This window comes from Rhizobium sp. Root274 (assembly GCF_001429245.1).
Classification (GTDB): Bacteria; Pseudomonadota; Alphaproteobacteria; order Rhizobiales; family Rhizobiaceae; genus Allorhizobium.
Genome location: NZ_LMJE01000011.1, coordinates 150,788 through 166,882, shown reverse-complemented (window position 1 = coordinate 166,882; position 16,095 = coordinate 150,788). Strand labels below are relative to the sequence as shown.

The window sequence follows — 16,095 nt, the reverse complement described above, 5'->3', positions numbered from 1 at the left end:
GACAGGCTTATGTCTAACGAGTATCGACACGTTGAATTGCTGACGGGTGATGTCCGCCGCAGGCGCCAGGCGAGACGGTGTCTTCGGCCGCTCGCCGTCATGGCGTTGCGCCCAATCTGCTTTACCGGTGGCGCAGGCTCTTGAGTGAGGGAGGTGCTGCAGCCGTGGATTCTGACGAGCCGGTTGTCGGCAATTCGGAAGTGAAGAAGCTGGAGGATCGTGTGCGCGAGCTGGAGCGCATGCTCGGCCGCAAGACGATGGAGGTCGAAATCCTCCGCGAAGCCTTGTCCAAAGCAGACTCAAAAAAACGGATATCGCGGCCGATCTTGTTGCCGAAGGACGGTTCCCGATGAAGGCCGTCACCGACACGCTGGGCTTATCCCGTTCCAACCTTGTCGAGCGGCTGAAAGGCAGATCAAAGCCACGCGGGTCCTATCACAAGGCCGAGGATGCAGAGCTTTTGCCCATCATCCGCAGGCTGGTGGATCAAAGGCCCACCTATGGCTATCGGCGGATCGCCGCGCTCCTCAATCGCGAAAGGCGAGCCGCCGATAAGCCTGTCGTCAACGCCAAACGTGTTCATCGCATCATGGGCAACCACGCCATGCTGCTGGAAAAGCATACGGCCGTTCGCAAGGGCCGCCTCCACGACGGCAAGGTCATGGTCATGCGCTCGAACCTGCGCTGGTGCTCGGACGGTCTGGAGTTCACCTGCTGGAACGGCGAGGTCATTCGTCTCGCCTTCATCATCGATGCTTTCGACCGGGAGATCATCGCCTGGACGGCGGTCGCCAATGCGGGCATCTCCGGCTCTGACGTGCGCGACATGATGCTGGAGGCAGTCGAGAAGCGCTTCGCGGCGACCAGAGCCCCGCACGCAATCGAGCATCTCTCGGACAATGGCTCGGCTTACACCGCGAGGGACACGAGGCTCTTTGCCCAGGCGCTCAATCTGACGCCTTGCTTCACGCCGGTGGCCAGTCCGCAGTCGAACGGCATGTCGGAAGCCTTCGTCAAAACCCTGAAGCGGGACTATATCCGCATCGCAGCACTACCGGACGCCGAAACGGCGCTCCGGCTCATCGACGGATGGATCGAGGACTACAATGAAATCCATCCTCATTCCGCGCTCAAGATGGCTTCCCCTCGGCAGTTCATCAGGGCTAAATCAAACTAGCCGACTTGTCCGGTGAAACGGGGTGCACTCCACCCAGGAGGCGCTGCAGCTCTTTCACCTGGTTCTGACGCGCTCTGTATTCGGATGCAGGAACGACCTCTTCCTGCGATGCAGTGGCCGTCAGCGCACCCTGCGCCGCAAGTTTGCGCCAGGCAAATAGCTGGGTCAGTTGAATACCATGCCGTCGCTCCACGATGCTGACCGTAACATCAGGCTCGTAGGTCTCCTGGACTATCGCCAGCTTCTCCGCTGTCGGCCAGCGACGACGACGCTCACGGCCGGACAGCACTTCTATCTTGGGGATGTGAATGGTCATAATGGGCACATTACTCCTAACACTTAACAAGTGGGAGATCGTGTCGGGGGTTTTAGGCGGCCACTACAGGATCCAAGGTGTCCCAAACCGGCAGCAGGCCAGTCACCACCGATGGACGGATGCGATAGCTCCGTTGAACGCTCTGTAGCGGTCAATTTAGGGCACTACCCATATCTGTGGGAGTCATTGTTGATACACGGGTCATATCCCGCACGCCTCGACGGAAGTCACTAGGTGTCATACGGTGATGTTTTAGGAAAACTCTGGCTAGCACTTGATTGGAGGAGTAACCTACCTCTAGCGCAATATCCGTTATGGGAAGCTCGGTCTTCTCCAATAGTTGACATGCACGCTCTAATCGCAGTTGAGTTAGGTATACACGCGGAGGCACTCCTACACTATGCTTGAACATGCGAGCAAAATGAAATGGGGAGAGCCTCGCCTCGGCAGCCAGTTCATCAAGGCTAATGTCCTCGGTGAACCGTGCGCGCATAAGCTCGATGCAACGGCGTTCAGCCCAAGCTGCTAATCCACCCTTCGTCTGGGCTATCGGCATCCCGCCCAGGCGATATAATTCAGCGAGGATCTCACATCCTGCAGCCCGAGCAAGGAGACGTGACGGAGTACCCTCGTCTTCACAGAGCGTCCAAACACTTCGCAGTTTCGACATCATTTGCGGAGCGGCGAATGTCCCTTGGAAAATGCTCAGATCGTCTAGTGACGTCTTCCCATTAGCTGCTTCATCAAGCAAATCGCGCCACTGCAGCATCGGAAACGCAAAAGTCCTTATGTGATGATCGGTCGGAACTTTAGAGTAGATAGCAAAATCCGGGGCCGCTACGACGAAACCACCCTTCTCAGTTACCACGTCAAAACGGCCGCCTCCAAGATTTCCTTGGATCCGTGTGCCACCAACAACATCCTGATATAGCACAATATCGGGAACAGCCGGATCATACATATCGCCCGCAGGCTGTGTTGCTTCGACCATGTTCAAAATGCCCCCTGGCGATTTCATAGTCTGCACAAAACGGGATCTGGGACCCTCACTGTAATAGTGAGCGAAAGACGAATATTTGTGTGACGACAAGTGAACCTCCATTTAAGCGGGAGCAGCAAACAACATCCTACTTTCCCATCATGTTGACCCTTCGCCGAAGCATCCGTAGTCGCTCACGGTGTAACACAGTGGTAGAAGCTAAGACGCGACCTGAATTGCGATGATGCACCTGTTTTGCGGCAATCCTTTGGGCTTCCAATCGTTAGTGTCATCTCCCATCCAGCAGGTTCAGATCGGCATCACAAGATACCACGTACGCGGACAAATATGCAGAACGATCTCAAACTTGACGGTGCAAGAGTTCAGTCATAGATATCTCGATCGAGGTCCACGATCGTGTCCAAGTAATGGCGGAGCTGGGGCGGTAAACGTTTCATGATAGCAAAGCCAGAAGCTGATCACTGCTTATGGTGGCAATAGCTCCCCGTGCCATGTACAGAGGCGCTGCATTTCCCGTTAGTCATTCTGCTGAAATCAGCAAGACACTGACTAGCTTGTCGATGCATAATTCGGGGCTGCCTAAGAGCTTTGACTTGTCCTTGAACCGTTTGATCGGAATAGTTCCGTGAAGCCTCATTCAGCTGGCGCACGTGTGATGTAGGTAAGGGGGTCGCGTTCAGCGCTATTCGCTGGCTTGCGCGTTTCGGCACCTTTTGCAAATCTGACCAGGGCAGTGCGCAACGGTATGCTCAAGGCTTCCGGTCGTATCTCAGGCAAACGGATTGGCGCGTACCCGAAACGGCATCTGCTCTACTTTGCTGGGTCGACGCATTGCGCGATCCTGCAAATCCCCAGGTAATTGAAGATACGTTCGATACCGACCTTTCAGGGGCTTGTGCGCCTCGGGGACAAAGATCTTAATGCTGCGGACTGCGCGTTTGGTCAGCGTTTGAAGAAATTGTGTGTAGACAGACTCTGCCGAGTCTCAAATCGGATCCGAGCACCTTGCGCCGGATATCAGCCTCGAGCACGATGCGCGCTGATCGCTACTGGCGCGAAAAGGCACCATATGCCCTGAAGCGCTATGGTGCCTTTCCTCCGCACCTTCTCAAATCGTTGCTTTATTGCTCGCGAACCCTTATTCCTGTGCTAGAGAACTACTGCGCTGCTTCCTCGATTAGTTCTGCCACAATTTCAGGGTTGGAAACCATGACGACATGTGAAGCGCCCTCAACGACTACAGTCCGCTTCGAGCCGGCTCGCTCTGCCATGAAACTTAGAGCCTTCGCGGGAATGTTTTTGTCGGCGTCGCCATAAACGAAAAAGGAGGGAAGCTCTTTCCAAATTGGCTCGCCGGATTTTTCCATCAGGGCCATCTCAGTGATTGGCCTTTGACCTGCAGCCATGGAGACCGCCATACGCTCAGAAATATCATGTGCAAACTGATCATGAAATTTAGTCTGATCTATGTACAGGTCTACGCTGCCTTCTGCGAGCGGTATTGGTTGCGCCAATGCCTCGCCAAGCGTTCCCCCGGGGAATTTCCCCGCTAGTTCGACGGCCGCATCTCCTTTTTCCGGGGCAAAAGCTGCCACGTAAACAAGCGATTTGATGTTCTTGATCCCATCGGTCACGTTGGAAATAACTTGGCCACCGTACGAATGGCCAACTAGAACGACTGGTCCCTCAATGGTTTTGACTATGTCAGAGACATAGCTAGCGTCACCCGACACGCTGCGGAGAGGATTTGCGACTGCCACCGTGGCGAAACCTCTATCATGAAGAGAAGTAATCACGCCGCTCCAACTCGACGCGTCAGCGAAAGCACCATGAACTAGAACGATGGTCGGTTTAGTTGATGCTGCATACGCAGCACCAGATAGAAGCGCGCTTGTGAACGCTACTGTTGCAGCTAATTTCGACATTGCTATTCCTTTCTTGCTTGCACCGTGCTCTAGCCATAAGGCCAAAGGGACACCTCTAATCTAGTGCCGTCCCAGTGAATCCGCGGTGCCAGGTCTGCTTTGGTTTAGCTGATCCTGCCAGCTTCAGGTCCCCGACATCCAATTATTTTAGAACCGTGACTTCTTAGGGGAGGTGCAGAATGCTCCACCACATCAGACGGAACGTTAGGCCCACAGAAGGCTCAATCCGGGTGTGAGGACGGTCCGTCCGCTTTGCGGGTCGACTGACCTGAGTCCCTATAGAATCCGTTGCATCAATGAGACGGACGAATGAAGGGTTCATAATTGACGGAAGAATCGACCATCGGGATCTCAAAAGGTAGCAGCAAGCACTCACGCCCATGGAACTAAGGAGTCTGAACGGCTGAGCTCCGCGCTAAGTCAAAATTGTGGATCCAACGCGTCGATTGCGGCACATACGCCGGCCCCGTATTCTGGATGGACCTCGTTGAAAAGTCCAATTTGTTTGACCGCAATCTCGGTGGGAACGTGCTTCAATGATGCTGCGACGTTGCTGAATAGTCGAGCCTTCTGCCCCAAGCTAAAGCTTAGGTAAAGAGATCGAGGCTGGCTGAAGTCGTCGTGTGTTGTATTGTGCGTAGATGCTACGAAAGCGATGTTATTTCCGGCTATATTGCGACTGCGGCCACGCGAACGATTTCTTTCTGGCGCGCCGCATTGTGTGCCAAGTCTATCGCTGTTGGGGATGGGGTACGAATGAACCCGGCTTTGCAGTAGTCTGTCAGGTGAATGCCCAATGCCACTCACAAGATTCGCTGGAGTGAATGCGAGTTGTTCGATTTCCTCGTGATCACACGCGTTCCTGCTCAACTCGAGCGTGCCCACTTCAGTCAGTGGAAACTTTGTTTGTGGCCACACTTTGGTTACGTCAAATGGATCGAATTCAAGTTGTTTGGCCTGGTCGAGCGTCATCGTTTGCAGGGAGAAACTCCATCGCGGGTAGGCGCCCGCTTCTATTGACGTGAACAGAGCCTGTCTGTAGAAATCGTGAGTATAGCCGGTTTTCCTTGCGACATGGTTGTCCGGACAGTAACGATGGCCCTGCTCCGTTTTGACGTGAAATTTAACCCAAACGCGCTCGCCACTCTGTTGCCATAGGCTGTAGGCATGGTTCCCGTAACCGCTCATATGCATAGTGCTCGCTGGTAGCCCGCGGTCTGAGAAAAGCATGGTGAGAATATGGAGGCTTTCGGGTGAGACGGACAAAAAGTCCCACATTGCGGCCATATCGCGCAGCTTAGTCTCCGGATCCCTTCTCTGGCTAATTACAAGCGCTGAGAATTTTTCAGGGTCGCGCAGAAAAAAGACTGGCAAATGACTTCCCACCAAGTCCCATGTACCGTCTCTAGTATAAAATTTCAAAGAAAAACCTATTAAACCGCAGCAGCCATAATCCGTTTCTAAATCCTCTGTCATAAAAGAAAAACGTGCTGTAACCGGAGTTATAATCCCTGGTTCGAATATATTTGCGCAGCTCAGATATTGTATATTTTTACTTATTTTCAAGACACCATGAGCGCCCCAAACTTCCGGCTGCCTACCAAGTTCTGAAATACGCATATTAAATCCAAGGAATTCGATTTAACTCGCCGTTGACTAGTGTATTTTGTTCATATGGACCGTTAAGCTCACTGCCAGCGCGAACATCTCATGCGACGCGTGCGTTTCGCGAATGAATTTCGATCATGGCCCGGTCTTTTCCTCAATATTCTAGTATGCTGTATTGACAGATCGGGGTACCCAAGTCTCTTGGGCAAGTATCACTATTTGAGGAGCTCTATCGTAAGCAGGAACACCATTTTAGCTTCGAACAAGTTTTTACGGATTGCGTTGCCGAAAATGTGGTGAGGTAGCCAAACTTGCTCTTTTTGACAACTTGAGGTGATCGTTAGCAAAGTGGCTGCAGGATGCATTACAAGAGGCGTGAGCAGAATTCGGGTAGCGAAGTGCACCCTATTTTAGCCTAGTTGGAGCTGGAATGTGTCGAGTCAAAGGCCCAATTCGGCGGGGTAGCCGGTGAGGCGCTCCTACGCGATACCAGCTTTTTTTTTGCCGATCGTGCCATGTGGCCAGGCCTTATTACAGTCTCTACTGCGATCCGATGATCCGATGACGGGTCCTCAGCATTGGTGAGCCGGTAATCCGGCTCACCAACTACAGTCATAATGGGCAGCAACGATATCGAGCTTGAGGAAGATTCCAGTTAGAGGTCACCGCCGTTAAGTACACGGCGGAGGCATCAGCCTCCCAACGTAGCTGTCGATGGCTCCCGGCGGATGATCTTTTGAAACCTCGTCTCGCTTAAGCAGTTCGCATCCGTGAGACAGGACCTCACTAATACCGCGTCAACAGTTCAACCTTTCTACGCTCAGTCAGCACGGATGAAATTAAGCATGTCTATATTGATTTGGTCCGGATCGGTAGCGAAGAGGCCGTGGGAGAGGCCCGGATAGGTCTTCAAAGTACCGTACTTCAAGAGTTTAATCGCCTTATGAGCGGAGTTATCGATTGGCACAATTTGATCGTCTTCGCCATGAATGAGTAAAACTGGAATCTTGAGGCCCTGCAGGTCCAGGGTGAAGTCTTCTTCAGAAAATACTGCAATGCAATCGTACTGCGGTTTCGCGCCGCCGCTCATTCCCTGACGCCACCAATTATCGATTAGGCCATCGATCACCTTCGCACCAGCGCGGTTGAAACCATAAAATGGTCCGCTAGGCAAATCACGATAGAGCTGCGCCCGATTCGCTTTCAATGCTGAGCGGAGTCCGTCAAATACGTCCATCGGGATACCGTCCGGGTTCTTTCCAGATCTTACCATCACCGGCGGTATTGCGGCTATCAGAATTGCCTTGGCGACACGACCGGGCATTGCGCGCGCTGCATAGCGCGTCACCTCTCCACCCCCGGTCGAATGGCCGATGTGAATCGCACGGCGCAGGTCAAGCGCATGGGCCAAATCGGCGACGTCTGCTGCGTAAGTATCCATGTCACTCCCAGCATCTGTCTGCTCGGAACGGCCATGACCTCGGCGATCATGTGCAATAACACGGTAACCATGTGACAAGAAGAAGAGTACTTGGTTGTCCCAGTCGTCAGAACTCAGAGGCCAGCCGTGATGCAGCACTATAGGCTGAGCGTCCTTCGGGCCCAAATCTTTGTAGTACAAGGTGGTGCCATCTGCAGTGAAAATACTAGGCATAGGGGATCTCCGTAAGATTGTCTGACCTAGCAGTCTGCGCGCACCGCATGTTGGAGAGAGAAAAAATTCCAGAGAACACCGCTGTCGCGCCTGTAGGTGAGCTCATACTCTCGACAGCCGGGGCAACTTGCGTATCTAAAAATGCGGCGAGCGCGCCAACCTTGCGCAATCGTCATATACGATGTCAGCGCTGACAAACCCCTCTACCAATGCTGAACCGATTGGTGCGCCGGTAATCGCTTGGGCGGACATTCATGTGTTGGAAGAAGATTTTTGCGAAACACTGGCTTGATGAGTAACCCACTTTAAACGCGATATTAAGAATCGGCATATCTGTGAACTCGAGCAATTCACACGCTTTTTCTATCCGAATTTTTGACAAATATGCACGAGGTGAAAGCCCTACGCTGCGTTTAAACATTCGAGAAAAATGATATGGCGAAAGCTGCACTTCTGAAGCGAGCAGATCCAAGCTAATGTCCTGCGAAAGACACGCGTGAATCAACTCTTTGCTTCGCCGCTCTGCCCATGGCGCTAACCCGCCCTTTGGGCTCTCTAAAGGCACCCCTCCCAGTCTGCATAACTCGGCAATAATCTGGCAGCCAGCGGCTCGCGCCAACAAATTCGACGGAGCGCCTTCTAAATCGCGGATCGACCACAAATTATGTAGAGACGCTCGAATTGCTGGCGAATCTGGTAGCTTCCCATAGCGGAAAGAGCGGCTGAAGGAAACTTTACCGTCAGTTGCTTGATCAATAAAGCTGCTCCAATGCATCAGTGGGAAAGCAATGCTCCGGACACGATGAGCGGCGTCCGCGGTATTGGCAATAGCCGTATCCGGCGGAGCTAGTACCAGCGTACCGCGCTGCACCGTGAAGGTCTGCTTTCCTTCACCAAAGTCGCAGTTTAGGCGAGAACCTCCCCTGAGTTCCTGATATAGGACCAAGTCAGATACTGCTGGTCGAGATATATCGCCCGCTTGTCCGTCGACGAGAAGCAGGTCCAGCAGACCGCCGGGTGAGGCCAACGTTGTCGATTTTCTCCCAAAGTGGCCCTGATCGTAAAGCTGCGAGAATGTGGGTGTCATGCTATCCGCGGCTGCTTTCCTTATCGCCATCGTACCTAGTGTCCTATCAAAAGCTGCCTCTAAGTGAGGGCACCCAATTTGAGGGAGCGACCTCAAGTGTTCCATTAGCGCCTTCATAGGCGACGGTCGATGGTAAGATGACCCGCCCGCAAACTTAGGCTTAGCAGACGGTGCCCACGATACGCATTGAAACCCAAAACTGTTCCGAAATTCATGGAGATTTCGCGTCTTACTTCTATCAGCTTGTTACTAGTTGAATAATGGCTCGTAGTCGCAGCACGCCCAGGCACTCGCTTCTAAAGCGCCACAATATGGTTCACTTAATTAGCCGGCGCGGAAACACCTTACTTCCTATGACTAGTCAAACTTACTTATTTCGCACCCCAACGAGTTTACTAGCATGATTGAGGACGCGGCTAACACTGTCGATTAGGTGATTGCGTGCGGGGTACCCACGCCCAACACTATTCCTGTGGGGGGATCAGACGGCGCAAGGTCGTATTGGACAAGGTAGATACCCAAATCAGCGGAAGCGTAATTCAAAAATGCCTTTTAGAAGGCGGTTTTGGCTCGCGGCGACCTCACGGACGTAAATTGGCGGATTGTCGAGGGGCTGTGTCCACCGAGCGAGGCGAAAGTCCCACCCTTGCACGATAATCGACGACACCTGAACGGCATACTGCGTGGTCTTCACAAAAACAAATTCGGCCTCAGGAACCCAAAACGCCTTCGTTCCGTCGAACGGGTAGCGCCGCAAGCGCGAGCTCGGCTACCTCCCTAAGCTGGTATCGATCGAACCCGGCTTTCGCTTGCACTGCCATGCCGTGCGAAACCGCCAACACAAAATTTGCCAAAGCATCCGGACTCGCGGACGAGGAAAGGTCTCCTTGCTCACGGGCACGACTTAGGCGGGCGCGTAGCATCTCTTGACCATGTGCACGCGACTCGATCAGTGCACGTCGAATAGGTTCAGCTTCATCCGACACGGCCAACGCGCCATTTATACCCAAGCACCCCGAGTGGTCAGGGTATTGCGTATGCAACTCCAGCGCTCCGTAGAGCATTCGATGCACAACCTCATATGCCGTGGGCTTGCTGAGTGCATCAGGGATGAAATCCATGAACCGGTCATAGTACCGTTTTAGCGCTTTGCGGAACATTGCCTCCTTATTGCCAAAGGCTGCGTAAAGCGCAGGGCGCTCCACGCCGGCTGCAGCAGTTAGGTCATTATAAGAAGCGCCTTCATAGCCTTTACGCCAGAAGACACAAAGGACGGCGTCAAGCGCCTTCTCCACGTCGAACTCTCGATGTCTGCCCATCTTAAGCGCCCACATTTTTCATAATGACCATTACTAAACCGATTGACATCGATTGTCCAGTCTTGTAACACGCTGTTTCTGTAATGACCGTTACGATATTTGTACACAAAGCGTGCCGATGCGTTTTCGAATACGCAGAGCAACCGAAGTGCGCGTGCCAAGGCTCGCCACGGCTTGAAACACATAGCCCTCTAGACCTCGTTCGTCCCCAGCGTAGTTCGAGCGACCTCGTGACCTTGCGACTACGTCGCTTCCCGACTTCCCGGCCGAACCGAGGTCAGAATGCATCCTGAACCGATCATCATATCGGTTCTTCCGAAACCAGCGATCAACCAACTTAAAGAAATAACCATGCCTCTAAACTTCAATGGAAAATCTACTGCTGACCAAGTACTCGAAGGTATCGACCTGACCGGCCGGCGTATCTTGGTGACCGGGGTGGCGTCTGGTATCGGGCTGGAAACAGCGCGAAGCCTCGTCGCTAAAGGCGCACACGTTGTTGGGACAGTGCGCTCCCTGGAAAAGGCGGGGGCCGCAGTGGATGTTCTACGAGGCGCGGCGACCGGCGGCAGTGGGTCGTTCATCTTTATCGAAATTGATCTAGCTTCGCTGAAGAGCGTTCGGGCTACGGCCGAAAAGCTGTCGGCAACCAAGCAGAGTTTCTCTGCGGTGATCGCTAATGCAGGCGTTATGGCCACGCCGCATAGTCTGACTGAGGATGGTTTTGAGACCCAGTTTGCCACTAACCACCTGGGCCACTTTGCATTGATTACCGAGATTGCCCCACTGATCGAGGAGAATGGTCGCGTTGTCGTGCTGTCCTCCCAAGTACATAGGGTCGCCGACGTTGATCTGGTGGATCCCAACTTCGAGCATCAGGACTACGATGCCTTTGTAGCGTATGGAAGGTCCAAAACCGCAAATGCCCTTTTCGCAGTCGCCTTTGATCGGCGTCATCGGGAACGAGGGATCCGCGCAACTTCAGTGATGCCGGGAAATAGCCTTACCGATTTGCCGCGCAATTTCTCGGAAGAGCAACTACAGGGCCTATTCGCTACAGTCGGCAAGGCACGCGAAGAAGCCGGGCTGCCCCCTGCGGAATTGAAGACCGTCGCTCAGGCCGCAGCGACCCCGGTCTGGGCCGCAATTTTGGCCGACGGGGATGAGATTGGTGGACACTATCTTGAAGATTGCGCCGTCGCGCCAGTCAACGACCTGGATAGTCCTTTTGCAGATGGTGTCCGCAGCTATGCCCTCGATGTGGATACGGCGGAAGCGCTCTGGCAGAAAAGCGAAGCCCTTGTCAGATCTGCCTGACTGACACCAGGCACATATCGTTCCGGAGCGGCGACGTCTCTCGCTGCCGCTCCCTCCCTCACACCCCCGAACCAGACGAGATTAGGCAAATGTCGACAATCGGAATCATCGGCGCTGGAGAAGTTGGCAGCCATATCGCAGCAGCGGCAATACGCTGCGGTCATGAGGTCGTTCTGGCAAACTCCCGTGGGCCCGAGACACTGTCCGACCTAATTGGACAATTCGGAGCATCGGCGCGAGCTGTGACAGCGCGTGAGGCGGCGCTTGCAGGGGATGTTGTAGTAATCGCCGTGCCTCTGAAACTAGAGAACAACATGCCGGCGGCGGAATTAGCCGGTAAGGTCGTGATCGATACGAACAACTATATGGCTTGGCGCGATGGTCATTTTCCTGTGGTGGATTCGTATGAAAAGACTGAGCATGAGCTGCGTCAGGAGCAGCTTCCACACTCGAAAGTCGTGAAGGCATTCACCCATATCCAGGCACCTCGGATTCTCACATGGGGAAAACCAACCGGAGCCCCGGACCGGTTGGCGCTTGCGGCTGCTAGCGATTTTCCTGAAGCAATTGAGGTTGTACGGACTCTCTACGATCAATTTGGCTTCGATACTGTGGCTATAACCCCAATGGCTGAATCGTGGCGTATAACCCCGGGCCAGCCAGCCTGGAAGCAAGAGCGCCATAGCATTGCGGAATTGCGGGCAAATCTTGCCAAAGCAAGGCCCGTCGTCCGGCCCTAACTCAACTCGCACTAGAAAACGCAGTTAGCGCGCCGGCTTTTCACCGATGGTCGCCGCGAGATGAATGGATTTTGTCTATGTCCCCACAATAGAAGAGCAAGTTTCGCCAGCCTGGGGCGCTGTCATGTCAATGAGCCTCGGGGTATTTGGAATTGTAGGAGCAGAATTTTTGCCCGCGAGCCTGTTGACCGAGATGGCAGCAGATCTGCAGGTGACTAATGGGCTAGCTGGTCAAGCCGTCACGGTCACCGCAGGGGTCGGTATGGTCGCAAGCTTGCTTATTGCAACAGCCAGCGGTCGGACAGATCGACGCAAGGAGCTTCTGTTCCTAACATTGCTCTTGGTACTTTCAAACCTCCTTCTTGCGGCAGCGCCATCTCTTGTTACGGTACTTGTCGCGCGAGTGCTGCTTGGCATTTCGCTGGGAGCTTCTGGGCGCTTTCTGCTGCAACAATGCTCCCATCGGCAGTTTTCTCGGAGAGTTGTTTGGCTGGCGTAGTGCTTTTGTGGCACCAGCTGGTCTGGGCGGGCTCGCGCTTGTGGTGCAGCTTAGCAATCTGCCCTCAATGCCTGCAGGGGACGCCGCAAAGCTATCGACTATCATCGGCGTTCTAATGCTCAGAAAGATGGCGCTTGGTATGCTGACGTTCATGACGGTGTTTGCTGGCCATTTCGGTTTCTTTACCTATCTTCGCCCCTTCCTTGAGATCGTGACCCAAGCAGGACCGCAAATGGTAACGTGGGCTCTGTTGATCTTTGGTCTCGGCACCTTCGTGGGTAGTTCCATTAGTGGATATTTGATCTCGAGATCTCTTTCCGCAGTGATGGCAATGATGCCGCTCCTGCTCGCAGTCATCGCTGTGATGCTTGCGCAACTCGGCGGCACTCTGCTCCTCGATGTGACGCTTGTCGGCCTGTGGGGCGTTGCCTTTGGCATCATTCCTGTCTCGTGGTCGACCTTGGTAACGACAACTGTACCTGACGAGCCCGAAACGGGAGGGGCGTATTTGTCGCGACAGCCAACTTGGCAATCGCAGTGGGGAGCAGGACTTGCGGGATCGTTTTCGGTCAGTTTGGCATCTCGGCTCAATACATGGCGTGTGCCGCCGTGCTGTTGATCGGTTTCGTGGGTGCTACGCGCCTAGGGAGCTGATCGACGGATGGAGAAGCAGGGGCCCGGAGTGAGCCTATTTGCTCCTCCGGTGCTGTCCCCCATAGGCGAGTGATCTCGCCTCCTCGCACGTCAGCAGTCCTTCCTCAGTACACGCTCGGAAGATAGGCTCACAGGTCAGCAAGCATAGCCAGCAGTCAGCGCGCAATGGTCGGGGGAATAATGATCAGCTAGACCGCCATCACGGACTGCTGTCAGAAACTGAACAACTAACGCTAGTCAGCTGGGATAGCAGCCACTCCGAAGATAAGCGTCTCAAGATTGGTGTCAGAGCCACATCGTCGGCAACGCACATCGACCATTTCAGGAATTAATATAAGTCAAGGAAACGGAGAACACGACAACCGGTGCGCTTAGCCAAAAGGCGAGAGATTGCATCCGCGCACCAGACAATCTTTTGTTAGTGCGCTCCGGAAGGTCCCCGCCCAAGCTCGCCTTCTTTGAGGAAAAGCGGTCAGTTGAAGGCAATGCCTTCTAATGCGATCAAGGCCGGCGACAAGATAAGCCATTCGATAGAGACCGGCATGCAAGTGCTTGCAACTAAAGCAGTCCTGCGGCCGGCGAAGTTGTAACGACCAACCGAGGGTCTTCAGCAAGCTGTGTCGAAAAACACCAGAGCACCGCTCTCTCGAGAATGCCCCCTGCAGATCACCGCGTGAGATCCCCCTTCCCAGTAATATGAGAAGTACAGCTTGAAGACATCTCCGATACCGAGCTCACTTAGATGACCCTTATTGGTGCTGCGTGCCAACGCGCTCCCGCATTCGAGACCGATAAGTTTATTGCATACCATCCGGTACATAAACCATTGACATTGGGTATAGAGCCGTATACCTCAATATCATACCAATCGGTACAAAAATCCGCAGCCTCTATTACCTGGCTGCTCATCGTGAAGGATTTCCCAATGTCGCAACCCCTTAAGGGCAAAGTAGCGTTCGTCACCGGAGGCTCTCGTGGCCTCGGAGCAACTATTGCGGCGTCGCTCGCCGAGCAAGGTGCCGACGTGGCTATCAGCTATGTTTCCTCGGTGGAGAAAGCTGAAGCTGTTGTTGAAAAACTCAAGGCTCAAGGCGTTCGCGCTCAGGCATTTCAAGCTGATCAGGCTGACTCGAACGCTGCAAAGCCTCTTATCGATAGGGTAGTCGCTGCTTTCGGCAAGTTGGATATTCTGGTCAACAACGCTGCAATAGTCGTACCTGGGAAGCCAGTCGACGATCCGGCGCACGACCCAGTTGCGCTCGACCGCCTGTGGCAAGTCAACGTGCTCGGAGTCGTTGCGACTACGCGCGCCGCAGCACCAGTTTTGACCGATGGAGGTAGGATCATTTTCATCGGGTCGTTGAACGGAACTCACGCTCTTTTCCCGGGGGTTGCCGATTATGCAGGCAGCAAGGCTGCCATCAACGGCTACGCTCGAGGTATTGCTCGCGATCTCGGCCCACGCAATATCACTGTCAACGTCGTCCAACCAGGCGCGATGCCGACCGACATGATGGTGGAAGCGCTGGGCAGCACAAATGCTCCCGACTTCTTCCTAGATATGCATCCAATCCGTCGCGTTGCGAAGCTGGAAGAGGTCGCATCTGTCGTGACGTTCTTGGCAAGCCCTACTGCTGGTTACATGACCGGTGGCGTGATCGACGTAGCTGGCGGCCTCGCAGTTTAATCTGAGCCTGTTATCACCAAACGGTTCTATCGGAGAACATCATGTCTTTTTCTCTTTTGAAAACAGCAGCAGTTTTGCTCGCGCTTGCCTCAGCCGCGACCGGTGCGCTGCCAGCCTCAGTTTCGGCGGCCCAGTCTCAAGCGACACAGCAGGAAGAGTTCCCATCTCCTTCGGGCTTCGATCCTGGATACAAGGAAGTCGATGGAGTGAGCCTGCACTACGTCAAGGGCGGGGGCGGACCGCTAGTGCTCCTGGTCCACGGCTACGGCCAGACCTGGTATGAATGGCGCTACCTGATGCCGGAACTGGCTAAGACGCACACGGTCATCGCCGTTGACCTGCCCGCTCTTGGTCAGTCGGGCACAACCATGTCCTACGCAGGTCAGGATGTCGCCGACCTGCTTCACAAGTTCGCCAAGAGCTTCAGCCCCGATGCACCCTTCGACCTCGTGGCTCACGATATCGGGATCTGGAACACCTACCCCATGGTTGTTCAGAACCAGGATGATGTCCGGCGGCTAATCTATATGGAAGCCCCGATCCCGGACGAAGGGCTTTATACCTGGCCCGCCTTCACCGACAAAGGTGCATCTCTCGCCTGGCATTTCAGCTTCTTCAATCTGGCCGCTCCGCTGCCAGAGAAGATGCTCGCAGGCAATGAGCGCGCGTTCCTGGAGGACTTCATCCTCAAGCGAGCCGGCAACAAAGACGCATTCCCCTCCGAAGTGCTCGATATGTACGCAAAGTCCTGGGCCAAGCCGAGAAGCCTGACCGCAAGCCTGGAGTACTACCGCGCTTTGAACGAGACGGCGCAGCGCAACAAACCTCTCGCCGAAACGAAACTTACCATGCCAGTTCTCGCCATCGGCGGCGGCAACAGCATGGGCGCGTACCAAGGCGAGCAGCTGGGCAATTACGCCGTCAACGTCAAGGCCCAGACCGTTCAGGGATGTGGTCACTGGTTGCCGGAGGAGTGCCCGACCGAGATCAACTCGCTGGTCGTTGACTTCCTTACCGCGAAGTAAGGCTTCGGCTGACTGACTCCGGGCCACGCACCAGCCTGGCCGGTGGCCCGGCGTCTCCTTCAGCAACCCAGCCAAATTCAGGAGTTA

Annotated in this window: 12 protein-coding genes and 2 pseudogenes; 7 read left to right on the top strand and 7 right to left on the bottom strand. The window is 54.3% G+C overall.

The features are described from left to right. Positions 1–71: 71 nt before the first annotated feature. Positions 72–1,177, top strand: a pseudogene (locus tag ASE36_RS21165) (IS3 family transposase); the annotation flags it as partial. Between the two features lie 31 nt (positions 1,178–1,208). Here ASE36_RS21165 and ASE36_RS21160 read toward each other — a convergent pair. From ASE36_RS21160 to ASE36_RS21135, 7 genes and pseudogenes are all read right to left on the bottom strand, one after another. Beyond that, positions 1,209–1,493 (bottom strand): annotated as a pseudogene (locus ASE36_RS21160) (transposase); the annotation flags it as partial. A 151-nt stretch (positions 1,494–1,644) separates the two neighbouring features. Continuing rightward, positions 1,645–2,484, bottom strand: coding sequence for a helix-turn-helix domain-containing protein (locus tag ASE36_RS21155; RefSeq protein WP_244474821.1), 840 nt, complete (start codon positions 2,482–2,484; stop codon positions 1,645–1,647). Between the two features lie 1,166 nt (positions 2,485–3,650). Then, positions 3,651–4,418, bottom strand: a complete 768-nt coding sequence (locus ASE36_RS21150; RefSeq protein WP_062284846.1) for an alpha/beta fold hydrolase — start codon at positions 4,416–4,418, stop codon at positions 3,651–3,653. A 420-nt stretch (positions 4,419–4,838) separates the two neighbouring features. Further along, positions 4,839–6,038 (bottom strand): catalase, encoded by a 1,200-nt coding sequence (locus tag ASE36_RS21145; protein WP_082511292.1) that lies wholly within the window; start codon positions 6,036–6,038, stop codon positions 4,839–4,841. 808 nt (positions 6,039–6,846) lie between these two features. Next, positions 6,847–7,680, bottom strand: a complete 834-nt coding sequence (locus ASE36_RS21140) for an alpha/beta fold hydrolase (protein ID WP_062284842.1) — start codon at positions 7,678–7,680, stop codon at positions 6,847–6,849. 184 nt (positions 7,681–7,864) lie between these two features. Next, the gene (locus ASE36_RS22390; protein ID WP_082511306.1) at positions 7,865–8,767 is read right to left on the bottom strand and encodes a helix-turn-helix domain-containing protein; all 903 of its coding nucleotides are present in this window, start codon (positions 8,765–8,767) and stop codon (positions 7,865–7,867) included. Between the two features lie 710 nt (positions 8,768–9,477). After that, positions 9,478–10,086: a TetR/AcrR family transcriptional regulator gene (locus ASE36_RS21135; protein WP_062284933.1), complete on the bottom strand. Its 609-nt coding sequence runs from the start codon at positions 10,084–10,086 to the stop codon at positions 9,478–9,480. Positions 10,087–10,437: 351 nt separating this feature from the next. On the opposite strand from ASE36_RS21135, the gene ASE36_RS21130 reads away from it, so the two are divergent. The 6 genes from ASE36_RS21130 to ASE36_RS21110 all read left to right on the top strand — a co-directional run bounded on the left by ASE36_RS21130 (position 10,438) and on the right by ASE36_RS21110 (position 16,008). After that, entirely contained in the window at positions 10,438–11,403 is a 966-nt protein-coding gene (locus ASE36_RS21130; RefSeq protein WP_062284930.1) for an SDR family NAD(P)-dependent oxidoreductase, read from the top strand. Between the two features lie 89 nt (positions 11,404–11,492). Then, positions 11,493–12,143: an NADPH-dependent F420 reductase gene (locus ASE36_RS21125; RefSeq protein WP_062284841.1), complete on the top strand. Its 651-nt coding sequence runs from the start codon at positions 11,493–11,495 to the stop codon at positions 12,141–12,143. A 64-nt stretch (positions 12,144–12,207) separates the two neighbouring features. Continuing rightward, a complete protein-coding gene (locus ASE36_RS23315) occupies positions 12,208–12,642 on the top strand; it encodes an MFS transporter (RefSeq protein WP_062284840.1) in 435 nt (144 codons plus the stop codon). Continuing rightward, positions 12,554–13,261, top strand: coding sequence for an MFS transporter (locus ASE36_RS22705; RefSeq protein WP_062611391.1), 708 nt, complete (start codon positions 12,554–12,556; stop codon positions 13,259–13,261). The genes ASE36_RS23315 and ASE36_RS22705 overlap by 89 nt, the downstream gene beginning before the upstream one ends. Positions 13,262–14,221: 960 nt before the next feature. Continuing rightward, entirely contained in the window at positions 14,222–14,983 is a 762-nt protein-coding gene (locus tag ASE36_RS21115; RefSeq protein ID WP_062284928.1) for an SDR family NAD(P)-dependent oxidoreductase, read from the top strand. Positions 14,984–15,024: 41 nt separating this feature from the next. Further along, positions 15,025–16,008 (top strand): alpha/beta fold hydrolase, encoded by a 984-nt coding sequence (locus ASE36_RS21110; protein ID WP_062284835.1) that lies wholly within the window; start codon positions 15,025–15,027, stop codon positions 16,006–16,008. Positions 16,009–16,095 lie beyond the last annotated feature (87 nt).